The organism is Brevibacterium sp. 'Marine', assembly GCF_012844365.1.
GTDB lineage: Bacteria > Actinomycetota > Actinomycetes > Actinomycetales > Brevibacteriaceae > Brevibacterium.
This window is the reverse complement of the sequence record NZ_CP051626.1, coordinates 676,154-700,404: the sequence shown is the minus strand read 5'-3', so window position 1 is coordinate 700,404 and position 24,251 is coordinate 676,154. Positions and strand designations below refer to the sequence as shown.

At 62.1% G+C, this 24,251-nt stretch carries 24 protein-coding genes; 15 read left to right on the top strand and 9 right to left on the bottom strand.

Translation table 11 applies throughout. The annotated features are described in order from the left end of the window. Positions 1-102 precede the first annotated feature (102 nt). Genes HF684_RS03035 through HF684_RS03025 form a run of 3 tightly spaced genes read left to right on the top strand, consistent with a single transcriptional unit; the run spans position 103 to position 3,222 of the window. On the top strand, positions 103-1,593 hold the full coding sequence (locus tag HF684_RS03035; protein ID WP_169251296.1) for a chlorohydrolase family protein: 1,491 nt from the start codon (positions 103-105) through the stop codon (positions 1,591-1,593). Further along, entirely contained in the window at positions 1,587-2,576 is a 990-nt protein-coding gene (locus HF684_RS03030; RefSeq protein ID WP_169251295.1) for an ornithine cyclodeaminase family protein, read from the top strand. The genes HF684_RS03035 and HF684_RS03030 overlap by 7 nt, the downstream gene beginning before the upstream one ends. Further along, on the top strand, positions 2,569-3,222 hold the full coding sequence (locus HF684_RS03025) for a GntR family transcriptional regulator (RefSeq protein ID WP_169251294.1): 654 nt from the start codon (positions 2,569-2,571) through the stop codon (positions 3,220-3,222). The genes HF684_RS03030 and HF684_RS03025 overlap by 8 nt, the downstream gene beginning before the upstream one ends. A 25-nt stretch (positions 3,223-3,247) precedes the next feature. Here the strand turns inward: HF684_RS03025 and HF684_RS03020 are convergent, their stop codons facing one another. Then, entirely contained in the window at positions 3,248-4,870 is a 1,623-nt protein-coding gene (locus HF684_RS03020) for a hypothetical protein (RefSeq protein ID WP_248279091.1), read from the bottom strand. 192 nt (positions 4,871-5,062) lie between these two features. Between HF684_RS03020 and HF684_RS03015 the strand changes: the two genes are divergently transcribed. Beyond that, positions 5,063-6,271, top strand: a complete 1,209-nt coding sequence (locus HF684_RS03015) for a YbfB/YjiJ family MFS transporter (protein WP_169251293.1) — start codon at positions 5,063-5,065, stop codon at positions 6,269-6,271. A gap of 73 nt (positions 6,272-6,344) precedes the next feature. Here the strand turns inward: HF684_RS03015 and HF684_RS03010 are convergent, their stop codons facing one another. Continuing rightward, the gene (locus HF684_RS03010) at positions 6,345-7,082 is read right to left on the bottom strand and encodes an MBL fold metallo-hydrolase (protein ID WP_169251292.1); all 738 of its coding nucleotides are present in this window, start codon (positions 7,080-7,082) and stop codon (positions 6,345-6,347) included. A gap of 341 nt (positions 7,083-7,423) precedes the next feature. On the opposite strand from HF684_RS03010, the gene HF684_RS03005 reads away from it, so the two are divergent. Then, positions 7,424-7,567, top strand: a complete 144-nt coding sequence (locus HF684_RS03005; protein WP_162835624.1) for a GPGG-motif small membrane protein — start codon at positions 7,424-7,426, stop codon at positions 7,565-7,567. A gap of 131 nt (positions 7,568-7,698) precedes the next feature. Here the strand turns inward: HF684_RS03005 and HF684_RS03000 are convergent, their stop codons facing one another. Genes HF684_RS03000 through HF684_RS02980 form a run of 5 tightly spaced genes read right to left on the bottom strand, consistent with a single transcriptional unit; the run spans position 7,699 to position 12,697 of the window. Beyond that, complete coding sequence (locus HF684_RS03000) at positions 7,699-8,409, bottom strand: glycosyltransferase (RefSeq protein WP_039209172.1); 711 nt, start codon at positions 8,407-8,409, stop codon at positions 7,699-7,701. Continuing rightward, positions 8,406-9,818 carry a PIG-L family deacetylase gene (locus tag HF684_RS02995; protein ID WP_169251291.1) on the bottom strand — a complete coding sequence of 471 codons (1,413 nt, stop codon included), beginning with the start codon at positions 9,816-9,818 and terminating at the stop codon, positions 8,406-8,408. The genes HF684_RS03000 and HF684_RS02995 overlap by 4 nt, the downstream gene beginning before the upstream one ends. Continuing rightward, complete coding sequence (locus HF684_RS02990) at positions 9,808-10,863, bottom strand: hypothetical protein (RefSeq protein WP_169251290.1); 1,056 nt, start codon at positions 10,861-10,863, stop codon at positions 9,808-9,810. Before HF684_RS02990 ends, HF684_RS02995 begins: the two co-directional genes overlap by 11 nt. A 42-nt stretch (positions 10,864-10,905) precedes the next feature. Beyond that, complete coding sequence (locus HF684_RS02985; protein ID WP_166827719.1) at positions 10,906-11,994, bottom strand: hypothetical protein; 1,089 nt, start codon at positions 11,992-11,994, stop codon at positions 10,906-10,908. Positions 11,995-12,034: 40 nt separating this feature from the next. Next, entirely contained in the window at positions 12,035-12,697 is a 663-nt protein-coding gene (locus HF684_RS02980) for a TetR family transcriptional regulator (RefSeq protein ID WP_166827721.1), read from the bottom strand. A 242-nt stretch (positions 12,698-12,939) separates the two neighbouring features. On the opposite strand from HF684_RS02980, the gene HF684_RS02975 reads away from it, so the two are divergent. The 5 genes from HF684_RS02975 to HF684_RS02955 all read left to right on the top strand — a co-directional run bounded on the left by HF684_RS02975 (position 12,940) and on the right by HF684_RS02955 (position 15,989). After that, complete coding sequence (locus tag HF684_RS02975) at positions 12,940-13,251, top strand: general stress protein (protein ID WP_039209161.1); 312 nt, start codon at positions 12,940-12,942, stop codon at positions 13,249-13,251. Positions 13,252-13,347: 96 nt separating this feature from the next. Then, positions 13,348-13,545 (top strand): CsbD family protein, encoded by a 198-nt coding sequence (locus HF684_RS02970; RefSeq protein WP_039209159.1) that lies wholly within the window; start codon positions 13,348-13,350, stop codon positions 13,543-13,545. 84 nt (positions 13,546-13,629) lie between these two features. Then, a complete protein-coding gene (locus HF684_RS02965) occupies positions 13,630-15,090 on the top strand; it encodes a trehalose-6-phosphate synthase (protein ID WP_169251289.1) in 1,461 nt (486 codons plus the stop codon). Further along, a complete protein-coding gene (locus HF684_RS02960) occupies positions 15,053-15,487 on the top strand; it encodes a hypothetical protein (RefSeq protein WP_169251288.1) in 435 nt (144 codons plus the stop codon). Before HF684_RS02965 ends, HF684_RS02960 begins: the two co-directional genes overlap by 38 nt. A 10-nt stretch (positions 15,488-15,497) precedes the next feature. Continuing rightward, positions 15,498-15,989 (top strand): CinA family protein, encoded by a 492-nt coding sequence (locus HF684_RS02955; RefSeq protein WP_169251287.1) that lies wholly within the window; start codon positions 15,498-15,500, stop codon positions 15,987-15,989. A 98-nt stretch (positions 15,990-16,087) separates the two neighbouring features. Here the strand turns inward: HF684_RS02955 and HF684_RS02950 are convergent, their stop codons facing one another. Beyond that, complete coding sequence (locus tag HF684_RS02950) at positions 16,088-16,420, bottom strand: hypothetical protein (RefSeq protein ID WP_039209154.1); 333 nt, start codon at positions 16,418-16,420, stop codon at positions 16,088-16,090. A gap of 213 nt (positions 16,421-16,633) precedes the next feature. Then, positions 16,634-17,938 carry an NAD(P)/FAD-dependent oxidoreductase gene (locus HF684_RS02945; RefSeq protein WP_169251286.1) on the bottom strand — a complete coding sequence of 435 codons (1,305 nt, stop codon included), beginning with the start codon at positions 17,936-17,938 and terminating at the stop codon, positions 16,634-16,636. A 389-nt stretch (positions 17,939-18,327) separates the two neighbouring features. On the opposite strand from HF684_RS02945, the gene HF684_RS02940 reads away from it, so the two are divergent. From HF684_RS02940 to HF684_RS02915, 5 genes are all read left to right on the top strand, one after another. After that, a complete protein-coding gene (locus HF684_RS02940) occupies positions 18,328-19,020 on the top strand; it encodes a mismatch-specific DNA-glycosylase (protein ID WP_166827730.1) in 693 nt (230 codons plus the stop codon). A 618-nt stretch (positions 19,021-19,638) separates the two neighbouring features. Beyond that, on the top strand, positions 19,639-20,961 hold the full coding sequence (locus HF684_RS02930) for an NAD(P)/FAD-dependent oxidoreductase (RefSeq protein WP_348981426.1): 1,323 nt from the start codon (positions 19,639-19,641) through the stop codon (positions 20,959-20,961). A gap of 82 nt (positions 20,962-21,043) precedes the next feature. After that, positions 21,044-21,802, top strand: a complete 759-nt coding sequence (locus HF684_RS02925) for a BPL-N domain-containing protein (RefSeq protein ID WP_169251284.1) — start codon at positions 21,044-21,046, stop codon at positions 21,800-21,802. 241 nt (positions 21,803-22,043) lie between these two features. Further along, the gene (locus HF684_RS02920; protein ID WP_211168055.1) at positions 22,044-22,808 is read left to right on the top strand and encodes a YceI family protein; all 765 of its coding nucleotides are present in this window, start codon (positions 22,044-22,046) and stop codon (positions 22,806-22,808) included. A 137-nt stretch (positions 22,809-22,945) separates the two neighbouring features. Beyond that, positions 22,946-23,869 carry an LCP family protein gene (locus HF684_RS02915; protein WP_169251283.1) on the top strand — a complete coding sequence of 308 codons (924 nt, stop codon included), beginning with the start codon at positions 22,946-22,948 and terminating at the stop codon, positions 23,867-23,869. Positions 23,870-24,251 lie beyond the last annotated feature (382 nt).

Here is a 24,251-nt window from a genome sequence, read left to right as displayed (position 1 = left end):
ATCGATGTGAATGGAGCGAACAGTTTCCGCTTGTTCCGCATGAATCATTGCATATCTCGCATCACGTTACAATAGTCACATTCCATCTGGTATACCTAGAGTATGGATTTCTCAATTCGTGCACAGCACATCCTGGCGGGCTCCGGTGCTCATCGGCACTGGGTGAAGGATGGCTACGTTCACGTTCGCGACCAGACCATTGTCGGCATCTCACACACTCGGCCATTGACTCAAACAATCATGGACCTCGGCGAAGTGGTTATGCTTCCAGGCCTCATCGACCTCGATGCCTTAGTTGACATCGACCACCTGCTCCTCGATTCATGGCACGACCCTGAAAATTCCCTCCTTCTGTCGGGCTCCGTCGACCACTGGACTTCGCGCCCCTCGAACGTGCTCACACCTGAGGAACGCACAACTCTTCGTACATTCGGCCTCGTCCAGCTCGCTCTGCACGGGATCACCAGCTATATGCCCATCGCTTCGGAAGTCCATCTCGAATGGGATGAATCGACAGACGAACTGCGGGAACTGGCCCGCGTCTCGAAACAATTGGGACTCAGAGGGTGGCTTGGCCCGTCCTATCGATCATCGGTAGTTGCCGCAGCCGCAGATTCGAACGGACGAATCTCCCGTTCCTTGGTCGATGACGAAAACCGCGGTGAAGCCGGCTTGAGGCGAGCACTCGAGTTCGCTGACGAGATCACGGCCGCGGCAGACCCGCTCATCCACCCGGTCCTTCTGCCGTGCCGCATAGAGACGATGAGCGACGAGCTCCTCCGCGCAACCGCGGCAGAAGCAGAAAAGCGCCATCTTCTGGTGCGCCTCCACAGTTTGCAACAGGGATGGGAGCGCGAACTCATTCAGGAACGCAGCGACCTGACCCCGTTGCAGCTGATCGAGCAGGTGGGCCTGCTCAATGAGCGTCTCCTCATACCGCATGCACTGTGGACGGATCGCCACCCACGGCTGGGAGGACTCGAGACCCCCGCCAAAGAATCTGCGGATCTGCGCCGACTCGCTGCAGCCGGGGCCAGTGTGATCCACTGCCCGCTGACATCATTCCGCTACGGAGAAGTCCTCCACACGCTCAGCGACTACAACGCGGCAGGAGTCACTATGGCCATGGGCACTGACTCGTTCCCACCGGATCTCATCCGCGGCATCGATGTCGGAGTGCACGCTGCAAAGGCGCGGTTCGGATACGGGTCGGCCGATGTGTCTCAGTACATCAATGCAGCGACGAGCGGCGGCGCAGCCGCGCTGAATCGCCGGGATCTCGGAACCATCGAACCGGGCGCCACAGCCGATTTCACCGCATTCTCTCTCAGTGACTTCCGCGACGGCGTCCACGATGACCCGCTGCGCACATTAGTCCTAGCCGGTACCGGAAGAAATGCCGTGTTCTCCATGGTCGCAGGACAGACAGTCATGCGAGACGGGGTGATTCCGGGCATCGATCTCGACATGCTGAGGGCCGAGGCACAGGCGGTCTTTGAGAAATTGCGCGAAGGGTACGCCGTTCGCGATCCATTGGGGCGCTCGACCGATGAAATCTTCCCTCCGACATTTCCATTGGAGCGCTTATGCTGATCCTCACCCGTTCCGACCTCGAAGCGTTGGTCGACACCGACGCGACCATTGCTTCTCTGCGGGAGGTGCTGAGTCGACAGAGCGAGAGCGCGCTGACGGTGGCTCCCCACGCGCTGCGATTGGACGACGATTCAGCGTTCGTCCCGATGATCGGCGCTGACCTCGTGTCAGATATCGTCACGAGCAAGACCCTCATGGACAGCCCAAAGAATGCGAGACTCGGGCTACCGTCGCAACGCTCAGCGATCACCGTCATCGATCGGAACTCTGGCGAGGTGAGAGCCATCCTGCACGGTGGAGTGCCCACTCGCGTGCGCACTGCGGGAGTATCTGCCGTTGCCACCGATGCTCTTGCTCGCCCCGAAGCTTCCGTTCTTGGCCTCATTGGTGCAGGGGCGCTGGCGGTCGAACATGTCCGAGCTGTCAATCGCGTAAGACCTTTGGAGACTGTTGTCGTGTGGAGCAGAACGCGAGAGTCAATGCAGCGATTTCATACTCAACTGGAGAAAGTCTGGAATGATGGCACCATGCCCCGAGTCTCCAACGCGTCTGCACCCGAAGACGTAGTCTCTCGCAGCGAGATCATCTGCACGCTGACGCCCAGCGTGACACCCGTGGTCAAGGGTTCGTGGTTGCGGCCAGGACAGCATATCAACGTGGTCGGGGCCCGTCCGCGACCAACCGATCGAGAAGTCGACGCGGATGCCTTCGATCGCAGCCAGGTGTTCGTCGATCATCTGGACACAGTGGCTCACGAGTCCGGAGACTATCTGCTGGCCAGGGGCGAAGACGGTCGACTGCCCGAAATCGTTTCGGAACTCAGCAGGGTACTGCGCGGGGAGGTCGCTGGCCGCCGAACGTCTGAAGATATCACTCTCTACAATTCTGTCGGCGTAGGTCTCCAGGACACAGCCATCGTCAACGTCATCCTGGAAGCCGCTGCGGCGTCAAAAGCCGGGACGGTCGTGGATATCGATGCCTGAATCCCGCGCGGGAAGTCTGACCGAACAGGCCGAAATCGCCGTTCGCGAAGGCATCATTTCAGGCAGATATGAACCAGGATGCCGCCTGCGAGAACGAGAGCTCTCCGTCGAACTGGGTGTCTCGCGCGTGCCCGTACGTGAGGCACTTCGGAATCTGGAGTTTCAGGGATTTGTCACTATTCAGCCGCGGCGCGGGGCTATCGTGCGCGAGATGTCGACTCAGGACGTCGATGAGCTCTTTGATTTGAGAACCGCACTCGAACCTCTGGCTGCAGGCGCCGCCGCGCGCAGGTACCGAGCTGGGGAGCGACACGAAGGGCTCGACCACGCAATGGAAAAGGCACAGGAGGCGACCGATTCGGCTGATGCCCAGGCCATCCTGCTTGCGAACTCCGAGTTCCACACCGAGCTGGTCCTCGCCGCCCGACACCATATGCTCACCGATGCTATGGCACCGGTGCTCGCTCGCACCAGGTGGCTCTTCGCACAGACTGCCGACCGAAGCGCGGAAATCCAATCCCATGAACATCATCAGATCTACGAGTCGATTCACTCAGGTCAGGACAGGCTGGCCGCCGCCTACATGCTTGCGCATGTGGAATCGGGTCGGCAGCCGTCACTGGATGTCATCGCTGACCAGCGCTGACGGCGTGCCACAGCCTTTCCAGCGTTCACCCCTTGGTCATCACGAACACCGTCACCGAGCTCCCGGCCAAGTCGATCCGCAGCTTCCCGTCATCGCCCATGCCGCCGCTCTGAGCGTCCGACGCCCCGGACGCATCCGGCGAACTCGATGCCGACTCCCCAGCCGACGAAGAAGCCCCACCAGAAGCCGAAGCCGCCGCCCCATCCCCACTGAAAGGAACTGAGTCAGGCAGCGGATTCGCCGGCACCACCTGAGTCGCACTCTTCACATCGTTCGACTCCCCATAAACCTGCGACGCCGACGACACATTGAACCCCGACGGCATCGCCAACGTCACCGGATTCCCGCCCACCTTGGCCGCATCGTTCGCATTGATCACCGTCGTCACCAGAGTCTTGCCGTCATTCTTCACCACGGTGTAGGCGCTCATATTCCCACCACCGGAAACCGAAGTCTTGGTGAAATGCCCACCGACACTCGGCACCAACAGCCGCAGCCCCAACATATTCGGACGCACCTGAAATGAGTTCGACCGGTCCCCGTGATCGGCCGGATCGCAGATGAGCGACATCGGCGCTCCCCCATTGCACGCACCGAGCATCGAATGCATGGCCATGCGCTCGACGCCGAGCGTGGCCGCATACAGCGTGTAATCGGCCGCCCACAGCGCCGAGGCATTCGTCAGCGACGTGTCATTCGTCCCCGGGCAGCTCGTCGGCCCCGTCTCCTCGAGCCACAGCGGCACACCGGCCGCATCGGCCTTGGACTTCCCGATGCCGAGGTTCTTCTTCGCCGCCTCCTTTGCCAGCGGGACGATGAGGTTCGGCGCCTGCGGACCGCGACCCGGCACCTTCGACGAATCACAGTCGTAGAGCTGATACCAATGCTGCGCGAGCGCCGTCTTGTTCTTGACATCAGAGTCCAAGAAGGCCGTCATCCACGCCCCGTCGTAGACATCGGGACCGATGATCGGCGCCTCGGGCCGTTTCGCATGGATCGCCTTGGCATACGCCTCGAGCTGAGCCACGTACTTGTCTTCGTTCCAGCCGTCTTCCCGGACGGCACCGTCGGGTACATCGTCGACGGTATAGCCATTGGGTTCGTTCCCGATCCCCAGACCGATGAGGGAATCGCCGAGGATGTCGACCGCGTGCGCGGCCATGTCGGCTCCCCGCTGCGGATCGTAAGTGCCGAGGGGAACGCCGAGAGTGACCGTCGACCCGGTGGCATCGACGAGCTTCTTCAGCCTCTTGAGGTCATCAGGAGTGATCGTGGTCTCCTCCCCATGCTTCGGCTTCTCCCCCTTCGACGTCCAGAACGTCCTCCGGTCGAGGGCATTGCCGGCAAACCGCAGTGCCGGGGACCCGAGCGCTTTCAGCTGCTCGTCAAGATTCGACTTCGCCGGGTCGAGCCGGGGGTCGGCAAGGTCGGTGGCTTCGAAGGAGACCCCGATGTTGTCGGACCTGAAGCTCGGTCCCGTCTGTTCAGCGGTCGCGGTGATCGATGCGGCATCACCCGAGGCGCTGTCAACATTCGCCTGCTCGAATTCGGTCGGCGTGGGACTCGGCTCCGGGGACTGGTTCGAGGACGACGAACCGTCCGAATCGAACCACGAACATCCCGACAGCACGAGGGCGAGCGCCACCACGCTGCCCTGGATACTCCTTCTGAGGTTCACTCCGATAACTCTGCCCTGTCCCCGCAGAATCGACAACTTCCACAGTGCCTTCGGGAGGCCTCCCATCCGAATACCCCACCCGCCGAGGCGCCCGCCCCACGCCCATGGCATCGTAAGGGTAGAGACCACGCCACCTGAGCCCACCCAAGGAGAGGAACCGCCATGCCCGACAACGTCGCCCGGCCCTCCCTCACCCCCATCCGCGGGGCCTTGGGTATGTCGGTGGCGATGGGCATGGGCCGGTTCTTCTATACCCCGGCCCTGCCCCTCATGGTCGCAGCCCTCCACTGGAGTTCGGCTCCCGGCGCATGGATCGCGACGCTGAACTACGTCGGCTACTTCATCGGCACCCTCATCATCGCCCAAGGCTGGGTCGAACCCAACCGCTTCGTCTACCGCCTCAGCCTCATCGTCTCCACTCTGGGTCTCGCCGCGGTCGCCTTAACCCCGAACCTCATCTGGCAGGGCGGCATCCGCACGATCGCCGGCATCGCCTCGGGGCTGATCTTCGTGTGCGTGACCCAACGGATACCCGCGAACTCCCGCCGGCCCCGCGACGGCGGCATCTCCTACGGCGGAGTCGGCTTCGGCATCCTCGTCTCCGGGGCCATCGTGCTCGCCGCCGGCAACGTCGCCGATTGGCGCCAACTGTGGCTCATCTGCGCGGCCGTGTCCGCGGTCTTCTCCATCATCGCCTGGACCTGGCCGATCCCCGCCCGGATCCTGCCACACCCCAACCCCGCCGAGGCGGCCGACCCGACCACAACCGACGACCCGACCGAAACCGCCACCGACGATCCCGCCGAGGCGGCCACCCCCTTCGACGCCAACCGCCGCCGAGCCATGGCGATCCTTTCCACCGGCTACTTCTTCCAGGGCGGCGGCTACATCATCATCGGCACCTACCTCGTCGTCCTGGCCGGTCCCGTCTTCGGAGCAACCGCGGCCGCCTCGACGTGGCTCATCGCCGGAATCGCGACGGCGGCCTCTCCCCTGACGTGGTCAGCCGTCGCCGCCCGCATCGGCACGGTCAAGGCTCTGACGCTCTGCTACTGCCTCCAGGTATTCGGTGCCCTGCTCGCCGTCTTCGGCTCCTCCCCAGTCGTGCTCATCATCGCCGCAGCCCTCTTCGGCTTCACCTTCATCGGGGTGGTCATGATGACGATCGGCGTCGGCACGCAGCTGGGAGTCGCGAACGCCTCGGCGAAGCTGACGTCCTGGTACAGCATCGGTCAGATCGTCGGACCGGCCATCGTCGCAGCGGCGCTGAGCGAGCATATCGCCGCCGCCTTCGTCGCCTCGGCGATCGCTCTGGCCATCGCCATGGTCCTGACCTTGGTCGGCGTCCTCGCCGGCAATGTCGGACGGTGACGCGTGCCGGCCAACTCTGTGTCTCGGCGGTCAGCTGCCAACGGCCCTCCGCCGCGGTTGCCGGTGCGAGCGGTCAGAGAGCTATGCGCAAGTCGGGTTCGGCGGTGAGGACCTCTCCATCGAAGTGCTCGCCTGCATCTTCAGCGGACGCTGAACGGTCATTGCCTGGCCAGAAATGGGTGAGAAGCAGCCGCTTGGCACCGGCTCTCTGAGCCCACTCACCGGCTTCGGAAGCAGTCAATAGGTTGCGGCGGGTGCTGTCCTGCTCGCCGGGTCGGTCGGTGGCATCAACGATGTAGAGATCGGCTGCGCGACCGAGATCAGCGAGTCCCGGATGCGGTCCGGTGTCTCCGGTGAAGGCGACCGCTGCCGTCGCGGTCTCGAGGCGAACTCCGTAATTGGGCACGAAATGCGGCAAAGACACGGAGCTGAGCCTCAAAGGCCCGACTTCGAAGTGCCCAGGCAGCAGATGGATGTCGAATGCCGAGGTCATGTCGAGGCCTGGTTCCACAGCGCCGAGGCGGTCGATGACTCCGGCGGGGCAGTACAGCGGCAGCTTCTTCGTCGGTGTCTCGGCATACTGACGGAAACGGAACAGCGCGTGAAGATCGATGCAGTGGTCAGGGTGTTCGTGAGTGATGACAACCGCATCGATCTCAGCATCTGGCACATGACTCAACAGGCGCGGGAACGTGCCATAGCCGAGATCGAGCACAAGTCGGAACCCATCCCAGTCAAGGAAATAGCCGCTGCAAGCCTCCCCTGGGACGGGGTGGGCGGCCGAGGCTCCGAGGACCGTGAGTGTACGCATCACATCAGCCTGTCACGCCTGCCTCGTACCGTCCACATTCTTCGTCATACGGGGGTCGGGACCGATCGCCTCTCTCACTCCGCTGTGGCCGCGAAGACGACCCCTCTGTGAAGGAGGAGGTATCGTTCGCGGTGTTTACGCTGTAATCTTCTCGGCGAGTGCTGTTTGAGGTCGGCAGACTCGGAGGATGCAAAGGCACATGGAATCGCACCCTTCGGCCGGCCAAGTGAAAGGCAGCTCTCCGACGTCGCTGCGCTCAGCCTCGGCGTTGATCAGATTCCGCACCGGCCATCGATCCGGTGGTGCCACGCTCACAGCGAAACCGATAAGGAAGAGAAATTATGGCTATTGTCCTATGGATCCTCGCAGCGCTGCTCGTCGTCTCGGGCGTCTTCGCGATCTTGCGTAAGCAGATTCTTTGGGGCGTCGTCCTCATCGTCGTCGGCTGCCTCGTGGGGCCAGGAGGGGTGAGCATCTTCGCCTGATCTGCTCGCACCGTCACGTGAGGCGTCTCTCTCCGGAGGGGCGCCTGACGTGCAGGTGGAGAACGAGTCAGGACCAGAGCGCCACCGCCCCGTAAGCGCCCCGATCTTCGGGACCGGAAGGCACCACCGCTTCAGCTCAGCTGCCGCAGATAGCTGCTGAATCCGCCGCGCGTGCGACCGGACAGACGAGCAGACGTGAGCACTCTGCAGTCGTCGGTTCTGCGGATATCTCCGCCCTCCCGCAGCACCGCGTCGACGATTGCCTCGTCCTCACCGCACACCAGCGGCGGTACGCCGCCCATGGCTTCGAGCACGCCGGCGCGCAGACCCATGTTCGCTCCGAATATGTACGGGTGGTTCTCGAGCAGTTCGTGGTTGGCATGCCAAGCTGCGATCAGTTCGGTCGATGCTGTCTCCGGGCGTGGGGCCACAGTGCCCACCAGGCAATCGACACCTGTAGCGGCGAGTTCAAGATGTGTGGTGATCCAATGTTCGGGCACTCTGCTGTCGGCGTCTGTGAATGCGATCCACGCCGAGTCGGAGTCTTGCTCTGTCGTCGATTTCTCTGTTCGCATGAAGTGCCTCCATCCGAAGTCGCGGGCTCGACCCACGGACTGAAAAGAGGTCGCGAGGACGAAGACGTCGCGATGTCGGGCGGCGAAATCCTCGACGATGCCCTCCGTGGCATCGGTGCAGGCATCTGCCACGACAAGTACTCGAAACCGACAGTCGATGCCTCTCTCGACAGCGCATGAGCGCGATCGCTGCACCGACTCGAGGCACCCGAGGATGTCTTCCTCCTCATTATGAGCCGGGATGATCACACCCAAACGCGTGATCATGCGTGCCCCTCGGCCGCGGATGGGCGGAAATCCTTTTCGATCGTGATGATGTCCAGACGATAATCCCCTTCATACCGGTGTTCGACCCGATGACGAGGCCAGGCGCCTAAGCAGATGCGATGCACTTCATCGGCATCCAGTGGCCAATCGTCGATCTCTCCCCTCCAGTGGCAGAGCACGAGGACGAAACGAACCGTTGTCGAGCCATCGATCTTCTCCAAGGTGTCGAAGAGCTGGGAACGACTGAGGTAGAAGCCGGTCTCCGACAGCACGACGCAGTCGAAAGTGCCCTGGGGCCACTCGAAGGGAATGGTGGCATGGACGAAGTTGATTGCCGATGAAGGCGCAGCTCCTCGGCATCTGGCGATTCGCAACGCCTCCTCACTGGCATCGACTGCCGTCACCTGCGCGCCGATACCGGCGAGATCATGAGTCAAAGCGCCTACCGAGCAGCCGATCTCAAGGATATGAGCGTACGGAACCGCAGGCAGATGGGTGAGGAGATTCCGGCGTTTGGCGATCTCATATTCGGAACTCCACACCTGCCAGGGGTCACACCGTTGAACGTGGACTTCGTCGAAGACCGCAGAGGCCGCACTGGCGTCGTGGAGCGTCTCTGAACTGTCGCCGCCGCAGGAAACCGGAGCCGCAGCGGCGCGGAAGTCCGAGACCGCGAAGGTGTCTCCGCCACGACGGAAGTGTTCGAGATGAGCGGGGCTGACGATTGCTTCGTCTCCGGGCTGATCGGATAGCGCTGACACCTGCGAGGGATAGCAATCGAACACTGCCTGCCTGTCGAAGTTCGCTGGATCGGGCAAAAACGACCAGCTGCGCCACTCCTCGTCGAAGGGGTCTGCCCAATGCCAGTACCAGATCGGGTACTCGAGCACCGTCGTGTGGCGGTCACGCCCCAACTGCAGGGCGGCTGCTCCGATCGCCTCATGATCGCCATGTCCGTCCCGGCTGTAGGGTGAGACGAGCACCACGGGTCCCTGGTGCTGGTCCACTTCGGCCCCGATCTCGTCGACGATCCTCTGGTTGAATGCGTTCAGCTGCCCATCAGGCAACCCCACGAAACGACGGGACAGACGCTCGTGATCGAACAGATCCAGTGCCGCATTGAACTCGCGCAGACGAATCTCTCTGAGTTCCTTCGTCGAATGGGTGGGAGACGCCGGATGGGATCGCTCCCCTGCGGTGAAGAGCAGGGCGACGACTCGATGAGCGCACCGGCGCAGGCGGGCCAGCAGGCCGGCGGCTCCAAGGGCCTCATCGTCCGGATGTGCGGCAAGGATGATGAACGTGGCCTCGGCAGGCATGGCCTCGACTCCGAGCGCGGGAAGATCCTGCACGCCGGCTTCCCTCCAACAGGCTTCGGGCGTACCGGGGTCACGATGGTCAAAACCCATTGTGGTCGACCTTCGTGCGAAGTTCCGTGCCGAGAGCGGCTTCATCGCGTGGACCGTGGTGCTGACTGATGTAGACGGCGAGGTCAGCGTCGGCTTTGGCGAAGCGAGCGTCACCTGTCAGCGCCGCCGGTCCCGCAATTTCGCGACTCAGGTGCTGGATCCGGCGAACTCCTGAGTAGACGATATTGCGCACTGTCAGGGCCACGGTCCAGGCACGTGCACGGGAATACTCGTCACTCCCGTCGGCTGCGGCCGCTGCCTGCGCGAGGGCGCTGCGAATCGAGAAGATCTCAGCCTCGAGCTGACCGATCAGCATCTCACCGACTGAGGATGGGTTGGAGCGCTTGCTGTGCCGTCGCACGGCATTTCTTGCCAGTCCCACGGCGGCGCCGAACCAACATGCTGCCACTCGGATGCCTCCCCAAGCGAATGCAGTTCGATCCAGGTACCAGTTCGGCGGACCGAGGACGGTGACGGGCGTTTTCGTGAATGCGACACTTCCGCTCGGGATCTCCTGCAGCCCCACGCTCGGCCAGGCAGTCGGCTGGACCTGCGCTCGGGGGTCCCTGAGGTCCACGGCACAGGCGTATGATCCCCCGTCGCTGCCGGCGATGACGATGGCGTGCGAGAGTTCGGCGGCCAAGGAACACCAGGCTTTTTCTCCATCGATCACGGTCTGTTCGCCTTCTGCGCCGACGGTGAGGACGTGGGCTGGAGACTCGGCGGCGTAGACGCCCCAGGTCGAGCCATCGGGTGCGTCGTGTCCGGCTTCGGCAAGGATGCCCAGCGCATCCACATGGGGTTCGAGCATCCGAGCGACAGCGACATCGATGGCCGCCACCTCGAGCAGCGACTCCCACTGCCGCATGTGAGACGTCGTCCCGGTGAGTCCGAGAAATCGACTCAGGGCGCGAACCTTGTCAGCGGTCTGCGCATTGCTGGTGACCAGCTTTCGCAGATCATCCTGGCAGGCGGGTTCGTCGCGCCAGGAGCCCAGAGGCGCTGAAATCATCCCAGTGACGTCTAACCGATGCTGTGTGTTCATGTCATATCTTTCTGAAATCGCTGGGCAGGTCCTTATCAGCCATCAGGAGTTCTGGCTGACATCATCGGTGTCCGGGTGGTTGTCGGTGTAGACCCGTTGGCGCATGCGCTGTCCGTGAGTCAGTCGTTTCACATCTAAGTCGGAGTCGAAGCTTGCGCCGATACCGCCGGCGACGACGCCCATCGCTGCGCTGAGCCAGGCGATGTCGAGATAGTTGGCGACCGTCGCCTTCTGCTGGATCTGGGCCGTCATGAATTCGGGGTCGATGACTATGAGACCGCCCAGCAGAATGAGGCCGACCAGTCCCGCGTAGAGCGCGAGCACGGTGATCAGCAGGGTCAGGACGGTCGAGAGGTTGTAGTACATCACCACTGTTGCCAGGCTGTCTCTGCGCGGTTCGTCCCAGAGTTTGTGGTTGATGATCAGCCAGGTGACCATGACCAGGATGGCGGCCGCGCCGATTGACAGCAGCCGCGTGGTGGACAGATAGGTCGACATCTGCCAGATGGAACTGTAGAAGATGCCGAAAGCTCCTGTGGCCGATGCCGCGGCGAGGGCGCCTGAAAGCTTCGGGACAGTGCGCCACGGGTCGTTGGCCATCGTCATTCCCAGCACCAGACGTGGGCCTCCTGTGATGGTGTGGGCATGCAGCGACTGGTGCTGGGCGTCTTCGTTGTCGGACCAGTCGGACCAGCGGAGCAGAAACCGACGGGTCGTATCTTCGGGATCCCACGGCACCAATTTGTTGACCGAGCTCATCAGCACTTTGATGATGCGGCGCTTGGTCGACCATGCGCCCAGAGTGGGACAGGACACGATCGCCAGATTGCTGTCGGAATGCACCTCGGCGATCAACGGGTCGCCCTGAGTATGGCGGGGGATCTCGGTGAGTATCAGGACGATGTTCACGTCCGGGTAGTCGGCCCGAAGGTCTTCGACAGCGCTGAGGTCGAGTTCGCTTTCCGGTGTCAATCGGATGGTGTCAGTCGCCGTGTGCAAGGTCGTCGTGACCCCATACGCGTCTTGCAGAAGCCTTTCGAGACGTTGATGGATAGCAGCCGCCCGGCGGCTGGGCAGGCCCGGGTCGGCCACGAGAAGGACCTGGAGGGCCTCTGAAGAGGTGTCGAGCATATTGATCCTTCTCAGCTGGGTGAGCTGTTTGAGGTTGCAGCTAATTGGTTGGTGAGAGGCGGATGCGTTCGATGAGTTCGTCGAGAGCATCGTCGAACTGGCGTTGGCGATGATCTTCGCTGAGCAGGTCACTCAGCGCGTTCACGGTGGGATACTCCGATAAGTCGGAGTCGTCACCCGCCTTCTCGTGATCATCTCCGCCGGTGAGGTCGAAATTCGTGGAATGAACTTGCAGCAGCAGATCCCCGATGAGGAAGCTGGTGAACGATTTGTAAGCGCCGACCGCGGCCGCATCAGAGAACTCGAATCCCTGCAGAGTGGAGAGGAACTCTTCGACCCAGCGCAGGCTGCGCAGTGGAGGGCGCAGCCACGGGGCTTGGGACGGTTGCGTGGCGATCAGAGGAAAGATCCCGGGATGATCGCGCGCCAGTTCCTTCGTCGTATTGGCCACCCTCTGGAGATAGTCCTCCCACGACGACGGTGTCTGCCTCATCAGCCGGTTGTCGAACAGACTGTCGATGAGAGCTTCGACCATCGCTTCGAGAAGATCTTCGCGTCCGGAGACATGCCGATACAAGGCCATGGCTTCGACCCCCAGGGACTGCCCGAGTCGTCGCATGGTCAGCGCATCGAGTCCGTGTGCGTCGACGAAGGTGATCGCCGCTCGCACGATGTCGTTTCTGGTCAGACGATTCTGGGCCATGGGATCCTCCCTGCCCGAGTTGCCAAATGTTGAACCTGCTCGCTCACCTCAGATGTCACACAGCCCAAGACCTCCTTTCACCCCTGAGGCGCGATTAGCGCGTAAACACTTTTACGCTATGCCGTCCAGGCTACATCGGGTCCGCGGCGACGAGAACCCCCTGCAAAATTCGCCGTAGGCTCTTCGCGCAGACCCACAGTGTCTGTTAGCGTGATTACGTCGTAAACATGAAAGGAGTCGACATGAAACCCGCAGTCAAAGAATTCCAGGACGATACCGCACTGATGGATGAAGTGAAGCGCCAGGCGGCAGCGGGCATCGCCAAGGATGACCTCTTCGTCATCTCCCATGACGATGACCGCACCGACCGCGTCGCAGGCAGCGTCAACGCCAACGAACCCGACGATCTCAGCAATCTCGTGGGCACCCGGTACGACAAGAAGGGCGACGAGCTGCGTGCGATCTTCGAGGAGTTCGGCTTCACGTCGAACGAGTCCGACGACCTCGAAGAGAAGCTCGACCACGGCAAGATCCTGCTGCTGATCAACAGCTGAGGCACAGGTAGCCGGACACTTCTCACACAGAATCTCCCATCGCATCGGATCCCGCCTGCTTGCGCGAGACCGGTCATGCACGCGAAAGGAAGAAAGATGAACGACAGCTCCCCCGAAGTCGACAAGCTCAAGGGCTCCGCGAAATCTGCCGCAGGCAAGGCCAGCGGTGACAAAGGACTGGAGGCCGAAGGCAAAACCGACAAGATCCAGGCCGAGGGCAGACAAGCCGCAGAAGAGATCAGGGACACGGCTCGTGAAGCCGCCGAATCTCTGAGGAACGGTCCGAAGCACTGACGTTGCCCGGAGGAAGGGCGAGGACCAGGTTCTCGCCCTTCCGCTGCCCCGGCAGGAGAAGAACTCAACGAGTCTCAGCGGCAGATGAGTCAGAAGAGCGAGAAGAACATGGCAGAGACCAACCCTGAACATTCGTTCATCGTCCTGGCGAACCGCTTACCCGTCGACCGGTGCGAAGACACCTGGCAGGCCGCGCCGGGAGGCCTCGTCTCCGCACTGGCGCCGATGGTCAGAGCCGAACGTGGGGCGTGGCTCGGCTGGACTGGAGGCTTCGACGAAACGATCCCACCATTCGAATTCGACCAGATGTCACTCGGTCCTGTCCCTTTGACTGAGGCTGAACATCGAGCCTACTACGAGGGCTTCTCCAATGGCGTGCTGTGGCCGCTCTACCACGACCTCATCGTCACTCCTCAGTACCATCGCACGTGGTGGCGCGCATACGAGGCGATCAATTCCCGGTTTGCGCAGGCGGCCGTCCGATCGGCCGCCTTTGGAGCCACCATCTGGGTCCACGACTATCATCTGCAACTGGTTCCGCACATGATCAGGCTGCTCCGCCCCGACGTGCGGATCGGCTTCTTCAACCACATTCCCTTTCCCCCCGTCGAGCTGTTCGGGCAGCTGCCCTGGCGCAGAGAAGTCGTCGAAGGTCTGCTCGGAGCCGACGTCATCGGCTTCCAGCGCAACTCGGACGCGGAGAACTTCCGGGCGGCGGTGCGTAAATTTGCCGTCGATGCCGATGCCCCGCCTCCCCTGATCGAGGCTTTTCCCATTTCGGTCGATACCGAAGCGATCCGTCAGGCCGCTGACTCGGAGGCGGTGGCTCGAACGGCGACCCAGATTCGCCGCGATCTCGGCGATCCGGACATTCTGATGCTGGGCATCGATCGTCTCGACTACACCAAAGGCATCCCCCACCGCCTCCGGGCGTTCGATGAACTCCTCGATGACGACCTGCTCTCACCGCAGACGACGAACTTCCTGCAGGTGGCTGTGCCCTCTCGCGAGGGCATCGCAGCCTACCAGGACCTCCGCGACGAGGTGGAGCGACTGGTGGGACGGATCAATGGTCGTTTCGCGACGCTGGGGCGAGGCATCGTCCAATACTCACACCATTCGTATTCGTTCGAGGACACTGTGGCCCTGTACCTCGCCGCCGATGTGCTCGTGGTGTCGTCCCTTCGCGATGGGATGAATCTCGTCGCCAAGGAATTCGTCACCGCCCGCAGAAATCGAGGCGGAGCGCTTGTGCTGTCAGAGTTCGCAGGCGCCGCCGATGAACTCGAGCAGGCCACCATCGTCAACCCCCATGACATCTCAGGGCTGAAGACCGGAATGCACCAGGCCGCAAGCCTGGACACCGTCCAGGCACGAGAGCGCATCGCAGCGATGGCGGCAACGGTCGAAGACCATGATGTGCACCACTGGGCCCAAAGGTTCCTCACAGCTTTGCAACCGTCCGCGCCGCTCGGTCCCGCAATGCGGAAGTCAGCGACTGCCCATCGTGACCGAGCCGCGCAGAAGGTTACATCTTCTGATTGACGACGCAATCGACTCAACCGGCGGCGTCCCGCTCACGAGCTCACCCCGCGGCGCCCACCTCATATCCGAATACTTCACTGAGAGAGACATGAATTCCTACATCCTGCTCAACAACCGCGAAGCCTCCAAATACGATCTCTACCTCCCTGGCAGACTCGTGGCGGCTCTCCACTACAATCTCGACCCTGCCGAACACACGATGATGTTCGTCTACTGCGAAGCGATTGAGAAGACAGAGGCGAACAAACACTGCCGGGAGCTGATGCGACAGGCGACTGAGCACACCAGGAACCGCCGTCTCGAACTCACCATCCCCTGCCCCATCGCGCGCAGAGCCCTCCAAGAGGCTTTGGCAGAGGTCACGAGCACCGATGATCTCGTCCCCGCCGAACGGTGAAACTCAGGCCATGAGCAACGCCGAAGAATACGAAGATCGCGCCGCCCGTATCGCTTCCGAGCTGGGCGAACTGTGCGAGACCCACCAGATAGTCGTGGGTGTTGCCGAGTCACTGACAGGTGGCAAGATCGCCAGCCAGCTCGCCGCTGTGCCGGGTTCTGGCAATTGGTTCGCGGGTGCTGTCGTCGCCTATTTCAGCGATGTCAAACATCAGCTGCTGAGAGTCCCGCGGGGGCCAGTCATCTCGCAGACGGCTGCCGAGAGTATGGCAAGTTCTGCGTGCACCCTTCTGGGCGCCGATGCCGCCGTGGCCGCTTCCGGCGCCGGGGGCCCTTCGGGCCAGGAGGGGAACGAGCCAGGCACGACTTGGCTTGCTGTCGCTGTCGGATCCGAAGTTTATTCCCAACGACAGGTCTTCTCCGGTGAACCGATCGCGATCCTCGCTCAGACCCAGGAACGGGCGCTGGCACTATTGCGGGACGTCCTGCGCGAAGCGATCTGACTCATCAGGGGTGTGGCGGCGCGGTTTGAAGCAACAGGGGAATCGTCCTCTTCACCCGGGTATCAAGGAACCGCAGACGGTGACGACTGCTTCGACTTTCAGGCCAGCCCAGAGGCGATGTAGTCGTCAAGCTTCCCCGCCTCCCGGGCCGCTGCGACAGCCAGTGCCTCGTTGGGGTCTTCGAGATGGATCACCAACGCCGCGTCATCGTATGCTCGACCGGCGCAGATCATCTCGCCATCGTGCTCACCACCGTCGGTGATCCAGACTTTCAGATCCTGCTCTTCCAGCGCATCCCAGACATCCGCTGCTTGCTGCTCGTAAGTGGGAGAGAAACGCTCAAAGACCTTTTCGACATCGTCACCTGTGGGAGCCTGTGCCCGCCCAGGTCGGGGAAAGTCGGGTCGCGTCGTTATCTTTTCTGTGCTCATGGTCACAATCTAGCAGTCCAACGGTTCCGCGACTGCCCCTCACATCCGACCAGTTAGATAAGAGCAACCAGGCCACGCGATGCTCGATGCTCCCAATACTGACGGAGTCCAAGAAAGGAGTCACAGTCCAGGGCGGCCGTGGAGATACTCAACCAGCGCGTATTGAACCGGGCGCACCGTAGAGTGCGCCCGGTGAACAATCTCAGATTGGCCTCAGACCGTGGATGAATCGTCTGTTCGGGCATACCTGGCGATCTCATAGGCCTCCGGTCGATAGATCACGGCGTGAGGACGACTCGTCGTCAGATAGTCACGAGCCCAGGACACCACCGCTGCGGCACGTTGCTGCCAGCCTGAGAGAAGACCTGCGTGGACTGCCAGCCAGCCAAGGAACGCCGGCATTCCCTGCACTTGGTATCGGCGCGGAGTCAGCTCGGCCACCGACTGCCCTCGACCGATCATCGCCATATACCCCATATCGACGAACTTGAATTCGCGGCGAGGCCGTCCAGTCAGGTCGGCTCGAATATTCTCTGCCGCCCATCGGCCCGACTGTTTGGCGACCGAGCCCAACTGCGGCAGCTTCCGATCCTTGGCATCAACGATATTGGCGGCATCGCCTAAGACATAGACTCCCTGGCACTCCGGTGCCGTGAGGTCTTTGGCCACATCGATCCGTCCCCCACGACCGGTCGTGAGTCCGGCAGGCTCCAGTAGGTGCGAGGCTTTCAATCCGGCGGCCCAGACGACGATTTCCGCATCGATCTTCGTCCCATCAGCAAGGGAGATATCTGTATCGGAGACTTCCGAGACAGCACTTCCCAAATGCACCTTGACGCCGAGTTTCTCCAACCGGTTCCTGGTGTATTGCTGGGACGTCTGCGAGAAGGGCGGCAGCACAGTGTCGACCATGTCCACCAGGTGAACCGCGCACGACGAAGCGAAACTGTGCGAGTAGTACTTGCCGACTACGTCCCTGATGTTTTCGGCGATGGCCCCGGCAGTTTCCACACCATTGGGACCCGCGCCCACGACGGCAACCGTGAAATTCTGGTTTGTGGAGTGGTCGTGGTTCGCCGATGCTCGTTCCAAAGCTCCGAGCAGTGCTGATGACAATCGGGCGGCGTCGTCGACCGAATACAGGGGGTAGGCGTGTTCTTCCGCTCCGGGAGTATCGAAGAAGTTCGGCTCCGCACCCGAGGAGATCACCAAGATCTCCGCTCGGTAGCGCACACCGTCTGCGGTGGTGACCGTTTTCTTCGCTGCATTGAGCGCAACTACTTGCGCCGTGCGAATTGTGACATGCTTCCGCTCCCGGTGGAGGATGGAGCGCAGGGGGCGAGCCACCGTTGAAAGGGCGATCTGGGCGGTTGCCACTTGGTACAACAGGGGCTGGAACTGGTGATAGTTGTTCTGATCGAGCAAGAGCACGTCGACTCCGGCCCGCCCGAGGCGCTTGGCTGCTTCGAGGCCAGCGAATCCGGCGCCGACGATCACGACTTCGTAGGTTCGTGCCACGGAGTCCTCGCCCGCGGTCCGTTGATCGGTAGAAGTTTCGTTCATGCTGTCTGTCCTCCTATGGCATGCTGTCGAGCAACCGTGTCGCAGACGCAATCGCTGGGGCTGGTGTCGTCTCGCGTTCTGTGAACAGATGCGCCCGCAACCGGGGAAGATAGTTGAAGCTCTTGACCAAGTCTGTCAGCGATGACGTGAACGCGATAGCCCCTTCGACTCGACCGGGAATCCTCCGCTGGGAATTCCGCGCGAGCGATGAAATGAAGCTCTGCCCCCACCGAACTTCGAAACGGAAAGCGCGGCTTGGAGTGAGCCTCAAGCACTGAAGCTCCGTTCGGATCCGCATGCGACCCAGTCGGCCACACTGACAGGCCGAGAATTAGACTGAGCGCATGCACACGAGTGTTCCAGACGACTGGCAACCCTGGCGCACGCCGTCATCGCTGGAGGGACGTAGACCCGGTCGGTCCGACCTCGAACGGGCCAGTCTTTGCGGCAGGGGCCGTGAAGACGTTCTTCCCTACCCAGACGATGAACTGTGCAGGGGAAAAATACGCCTCCTCATCGTCGGGATCAATCCGAGCCCGTGGACCATTGCCGTCAACGCGCCCTTTGCCCGACCGGGGAATCGCTTCTGGCCTTCGCTCCATCGCGCCGGGGTCACTGAAACCGTGGTCGACGCATCTCGCGGGTTGAGCAGCGCAGATGAGAGGATGCTCGCGGAGCGCGGCCTCGCCATGACGAATTTGGTCTCTCGGCCCACCGCCCGAGCCGCTGAGCTCGATGATGCTGAACTTCGCCGCGGTGGCCAGAGGACGGTGAGTCGAGTGAGCACTCTGCTCCCCCTCTCCGTAGCCGTCGTCGGGATCACGGCCTTCCGGAAAGCGTTCGATCTTCCTCGTGCGGTGGTGGGCAGACAGGACACCAACCAGCTCAATGGTTGGCCTGATCAAACCTCTTTATGGGCTCTTCCCCATCCCAGCGGGCTGAATGCGCATGAGACGCTCAGCAGCCTCGCAGAGCATTGGCACAAGGTGTGGGCCGACGTCGAGGGAGGCGCCGCGAACCGGGCCAAACCGCGGTGAGAGGGCGGGTGATGCCACTCCCCTCGAACGGCACACGCAGCAAATGACCACGGGCGAGATGACCCCGTAAAGCGAGTTCGCTCAGTATGGCCGGACCAGTATCCGAGGCGACGGCGACTCGGACCGCCGCATTGCTGCTGAGCACCAGAGCTGGTTCGACTGGCACATGATCGACGAGGAGATCCCGCGCAGCCTCATACGTTCCCGACCCGGGTTCCCTCGTCACAAGCGCGGTCGCGGCCAGTTCTTGCAAATTGATCTGCCCTCTTCGTAGGGCCATTCATATCGGGGTCCGATCGCCACCAGCAATTCGTCTTAGTGGACCACATGACTGTGCAGACCCACTGGAACATGTGATTCTTCGATGAACCCCAGCTGAAGATGTCCCTGTGAGTCCCGCTCCGGAGGAAGCATTCGCTGCTGCGCAACTACTCCATCTCCGGACACTCCCGGTTCCTGCTGGAGTCGCCGCGATCCGCGGCATTCCCGTTGGCGAGATCTGCATCAGCGTCTCGGACATCTCCGCTATCTTTCGAGGTCGTCGGCACGCCCGCTGTGACCTGACTCGGCGTTCTCGGTCTCTGAGTTCCCACTGTTCTGATGACTCGATGTTTCACGGTGGCGCGACGCGTATGCTGGTGTCGAACCGAGAAGAGGGGAATCGTGGACGCCGACGTCGTAGTCGTGGGAGCAGGTCTCGCGGGCCTGCAATGTGCCAGACGGTTGCAGCGCAACGGTTTGACTGTCCAGGTCTGCGAATCGAGTGATGATGTGGGCGGCCGCGTGCGCACCGATCGAATCGACGGGTTCCTCTGTGACCGTGGGTTTCAGCTGCTCAACCCCGCGTACCCTGCAGTGCGCGCTTTCATCGACGTCGCCTCACTGGACCTGCAGACTTTCGGGGCAGGAGTGATGGTCCGCAAGGGACAGCGTCTGACCACGCTGCGCGCATCCTTGAGCCGACGTGGCACCGAGTCATCCGGTTTGAGTTCCGGACTGCTCAGACCGAAGGAGATCCGCGGACTTCTGCGATGGCTCGGTCCGACTCTGCTGCGGCCATCGTCAGCCTCGCGCGCAACGCGGGACTCAACTCTCGCCGAATCTTTGGAGGCTGCGGGAGTCACGGGAGCTTTGCGCCGAGACGTCATCGACACGTTCCTCGCCGGTGTGCTGGCCGACAGTACTGGCGCGAGCTCGGCGAACTATGCTCGACTGCTGATGAGATCATTCGTGCGCGCGATCCCCGGTCTGCCCAGGAAAGGCATGGCGGCTCTACCCGAACAGATGGCGGCTTCTCTCGAAACGCCCGTGCGCGTGAACACCGCCGTACGAGACCTTCGCGAGACCGATGATGGTGTGGAAGTCGACACCGACCAGGGACGGATACGAGCGCGTGTCGCTGTCACCGCGGTCGGTGCTGAGGATCTCGAGGAACTGACCGTCGAGAAGACTCCTCCTACACGCGGACTGACGACCTGGTGGTTCCAAGCTCCGGAGCCACCACTCGAGGATCCGCTGTTGGTGCTGGATGCCTCGGCTCCCCAAGGAGGCCCAGATGGGCCCGTCTGGCACACGGCAGTGGTCTCAAATGCAGCACCGAGCTACGCACCTGCGGGATCGGCGCTCATTGAGGCGACGACTCTGCTCGATCGGCCCGACGGTCTGGCCGACGAACGGGAGATCCGACAGCACCTCGAACGCATCTACGGCACGTCGACGCGCCGGTGGCAGGTCCTGATCAATCATCGGCTTCCGCACGCACTGCCGGCCTCGGCTCCCCCTCTGATCGACCGATCCGTGCAGCGGATCTCCGAGAGAATATTCGTCTGCGGCGACCACCGTGACACCGGCTCGATCCAAGGCGCACTGATCTCCGGTGATCGAGCCGGGCAGGGAATCGCCGGAATACTCTCAACTGCCTCTCGCCGTTCCGACAACTAACCTAGTGCGAAACGATGATCGCAACCTGCGGAACTCCCCCATCTGTGTCCGAGGAGTCCGGGTATGCCCCGGGCCTAGCGTCATGACCGCCCCCATCCGACGAGCCGGTGCAGCTCTCTTGGTCAGTCTCTTCACCGCGACCGGCTCCGTGGGCTGCGCCGCCGCAGACACTTCAAGTCCAGATTCCCCGCTCGTGGCCGTGTACCGCGGTGAGGCCGCGTGCGACGGGTGCCCCGAGACGGTCGCACAACGGCTGAGAGCCTCGTTCACCGACGCCGAGGTGGTCTTCATCGGTCGCGGTGAACGTCTGCCGCTGCAGGCCGATTCCCTTGCAGACGTGGACCTCTACGTCCAACCCGGTGGCGGGGATGACATCGACGCTGCCGCCGAAGCGCTGCCGCCTCGATTCGTCGGGGGCCTTGAACAGTATGTTGCAGACGGCGGTCGTTACCTCGGTCTGTGCATGGGAGCCTACCTGGCGGGGCCGGTCGCCTTCGGCCTCGTCGAATCGGACCTCGACGGTGAGGTCGGCCGTCCCGAATTCCCAGTCACCGACAGCAGAGAGACCGTGGTCGACGTCGCGTGGGACGGTCATCATCGCCAGACATTCTTCCAAGAGGGCGCAGTCCTTCCTCCACCCGGGGATCGCGCCGACGTGTTCGCGCGCTATGGCAACGGCGACATCGCCGCAGCACGCTACGACCACGGTGACGGTATGGCAGGTCTGGTCGGCCCTCACCCCCAGGCTGACCAGACCTGGCTGGACAAGGCGGGAATTGCCGATCCGGACGGAGACGACTGGAATTACGCCGTCCCCTTCGTCGCAGCACTGTTGGATTGACTTCTCCCCGACATCGAATGCCGGTTCTGTGACGGGAGTTTTTCTGAAATCGTCCGGCCGCCGAGTCGACGTCAGCGCGACCCCGCCGAGCTTACCGCCGGCGAGGTGGCACTCACCCGACCGCCCGTGTAAGACTACGTAGGCGATTGCTTTTTCAATGATCGCTCGATCTGCGAATTGGCACACCGACTACGACAGCCTCCCCCACAGGAGCGCGGAGGAACCGAAGGAGCTATCCCCCATGACAGAAAATCCTGGGATCACAGGTCATTGGGACATCGATCCCTCACATTCTCGACTGGGATTCTCCACACGCCACGCCATGGTCTCGCGTGTGCGTGGAGCGTTCAATGATGTCTCCGGTTCGGCCGACATCGCCGAGGATCTTGCCGACTCGACCGCCGAGGTCATCATCCAGACCGCGAGCATCGACACCCGCAGCGAGGGTCGCGACGAGCACCTGCGTTCGGCGGACTTCTTCGATGTGGAGACCTACCCGGAGATCCGTTTCGTCTCCTCCGCCATCGACGAGGTCGAGGAAGGCTCCTACATCGTCACCGGTGAGCTGACGATCCGTGACATGACGAAGACCGTGTCGGTTCCGCTCGAGCTCATCGGCGTCGAGACCGATCCCTTCGGCAACCTGCGTGCCGGCCTCGAGGGCTCGCGCCGCATCGACCGCAAGGACTGGGGCGTGACCTGGAATACGACGCTCGATTCCGGTGGCGTGCTCGTCAGTGACAAGATCACCCTCGAGTTCGAGCTCTCCCTGATCAAGAACCTCGCCGAGGCGGCCCCCGCCGATGAGGACGAGGCCGACGAGACCGCCCCTCCAGCGCCGAAGACCCCGGAGGCAGCCCCGACCGCTGAGCCCGCCGGCAAGGAGTTCCCTCCCCCGCCGCCGGTCAAGCCCGCTGACAAGCCGGCAGAGAAGACACCGGAGACCAAGCAGCCGGATGCTCAACCGTCCGGAAACGGCTTAGGAAAGCTCTTCGGCCTCCGCTGAACCAGCGCACGTCCGCTGACTTCAGCGACCCAGCACAGCAGTCCTCACCGCGGGTGAGATCGGTACACGAGCCGATCTCACCCGCGGCTACTATTGAGACCAGCACCAAATGACCGGACAGAGGAAGTAGGACTGCCATGGCCAAGCTGACGAAGATGGTTTCCGCCATCGGTTCTCTCAAGGACCTCAACTCCGCCCGCGCCGAGTTCGATGACGCATCGAAGACCATTCCCGCCGAGGCTGCCTTCCCACCCGCAGACATCCGTCCCAGCGCGGACGACTCCCGCACCCTGATGCTTCGGGTGACGAATCCCGGAAACCCCGCCGAGGCGGCTCCGCAGTCATCGAGCCAAGGTGACACTTTCGCTGTCATCCATGTTCCCGCCGCCGGTGAATTCGCTGCCGTGCTCGTGCTCAATCCCTCCACACAGATCGAAGCAGGTCAGACGTTCGGCACCATCGTCGACGAAGGTGGGTGGCCGGTCGTCGTCGCCATGGTTGAGGAGTTCCTTGGCGTCCGCATCGATCACATCGCACAGCTGGAGGCAGACGCGCTCGGACGCGTCATCGATGAAATCGGCGGCCTGCAGGTCTACAGCCGAGTTGCGTTCAGCGCCGGCGGCACCGATTTCGTCGAGGGGACGAATAACCTCGACGGAGCGACATCGGCGATCTTCACTGCGGCAGACCCGGTCGATGATGCCGGCCAGACGCGCACACGCAATCAACGTGCGGTCGTGCGTGCGCTCGTTCAAACACTCAAGTCAGGCGGGCTGGTCAAAGATCCGAACAAGGGCGCGGCCGTGCTCGGACATTTCGCGTCAGGTATTCAGCGCAACGCCGAGCTGACCACGAGTGATCTCGTCAAGATCGCCAACGGCCTCCGCACCCTGCAGAAGGACGACATCGCGGTGGTCACCGTGCCCACGAACTCACGTCGCGAGGATGACGGCACGGTCATCATCGACTTCGACCCCGAGGCAGTGCCAGCTCTCAAAAACACTCTGGCCAACAACGAACTGGCTGACTTATTCCGCTATCTAGCCTCGCTAGGATACTGACCCCGTTGGACCCCTGGCTTGCTGCACCTAGGCCGATTATTGGGTATTGATTCGGCATTAGTACTGGTGAGAGAGTTGTATTGCGTGGAATTGGGACACTGATATGTGGGCCCAATAGTCAAGAGGCAGAACGATATTTTCCCGGATCGCATGTCGTCGTACCCGGGCATGTAAGAGTACCGCCGCGGCAGGGGCCGAGGTTCAGACGCGTCGTTGTGCTAAGAAGCCGAATTCGGTAGCAGCCGTGGAGCGACATACAAAGCTCTGAGATCTGGTGTCCCCGAAGAGGTGAGATTCAGTGTCCACGATGTAGCGAGGTTACACACCGCTTCGTTACACACCTGCTACAGAACGCCACTTCTATACACACATGGCCAGACTG

Coding starts and splice junctions, on each gene's coding strand:
- HF684_RS02975 (WP_039209161.1), top strand. CDS start 12,940: ATGAAACCCGCAGTCAAAGAATTCCAGGACGATACCGCACTGATGGAT.
- HF684_RS03025 (WP_169251294.1), top strand. CDS start 2,569: ATGCCTGAATCCCGCGCGGGAAGTCTGACCGAACAGGCCGAAATCGCC.
- HF684_RS03035 (WP_169251296.1), top strand. CDS start 103: ATGGATTTCTCAATTCGTGCACAGCACATCCTGGCGGGCTCCGGTGCT.
- HF684_RS03000 (WP_039209172.1), bottom strand. CDS start 8,409: ATGATCACGCGTTTGGGTGTGATCATCCCGGCTCATAATGAGGAGGAA.
- HF684_RS03030 (WP_169251295.1), top strand. CDS start 1,587: ATGCTGATCCTCACCCGTTCCGACCTCGAAGCGTTGGTCGACACCGAC.
- HF684_RS02915 (WP_169251283.1), top strand. CDS start 22,946: ATGGCCAAGCTGACGAAGATGGTTTCCGCCATCGGTTCTCTCAAGGAC.
- HF684_RS02990 (WP_169251290.1), bottom strand. CDS start 10,863: ATGAACACACAGCATCGGTTAGACGTCACTGGGATGATTTCAGCGCCT.
- HF684_RS02985 (WP_166827719.1), bottom strand. CDS start 11,994: ATGCTCGACACCTCTTCAGAGGCCCTCCAGGTCCTTCTCGTGGCCGAC.
- HF684_RS02970 (WP_039209159.1), top strand. CDS start 13,348: ATGAACGACAGCTCCCCCGAAGTCGACAAGCTCAAGGGCTCCGCGAAA.
- HF684_RS02920 (WP_211168055.1), top strand. CDS start 22,044: ATGACAGAAAATCCTGGGATCACAGGTCATTGGGACATCGATCCCTCA.
- HF684_RS02950 (WP_039209154.1), bottom strand. CDS start 16,420: ATGAGCACAGAAAAGATAACGACGCGACCCGACTTTCCCCGACCTGGG.
- HF684_RS02980 (WP_166827721.1), bottom strand. CDS start 12,697: ATGGCCCAGAATCGTCTGACCAGAAACGACATCGTGCGAGCGGCGATC.
- HF684_RS03015 (WP_169251293.1), top strand. CDS start 5,063: ATGCCCGACAACGTCGCCCGGCCCTCCCTCACCCCCATCCGCGGGGCC.
- HF684_RS03005 (WP_162835624.1), top strand. CDS start 7,424: ATGGCTATTGTCCTATGGATCCTCGCAGCGCTGCTCGTCGTCTCGGGC.
- HF684_RS02940 (WP_166827730.1), top strand. CDS start 18,328: ATGCACACGAGTGTTCCAGACGACTGGCAACCCTGGCGCACGCCGTCA.
- HF684_RS02955 (WP_169251287.1), top strand. CDS start 15,498: ATGAGCAACGCCGAAGAATACGAAGATCGCGCCGCCCGTATCGCTTCC.
- HF684_RS02965 (WP_169251289.1), top strand. CDS start 13,630: ATGAGTCAGAAGAGCGAGAAGAACATGGCAGAGACCAACCCTGAACAT.
- HF684_RS02995 (WP_169251291.1), bottom strand. CDS start 9,818: ATGGGTTTTGACCATCGTGACCCCGGTACGCCCGAAGCCTGTTGGAGG.
- HF684_RS03010 (WP_169251292.1), bottom strand. CDS start 7,082: ATGCGTACACTCACGGTCCTCGGAGCCTCGGCCGCCCACCCCGTCCCA.
- HF684_RS02925 (WP_169251284.1), top strand. CDS start 21,044: ATGACCGCCCCCATCCGACGAGCCGGTGCAGCTCTCTTGGTCAGTCTC.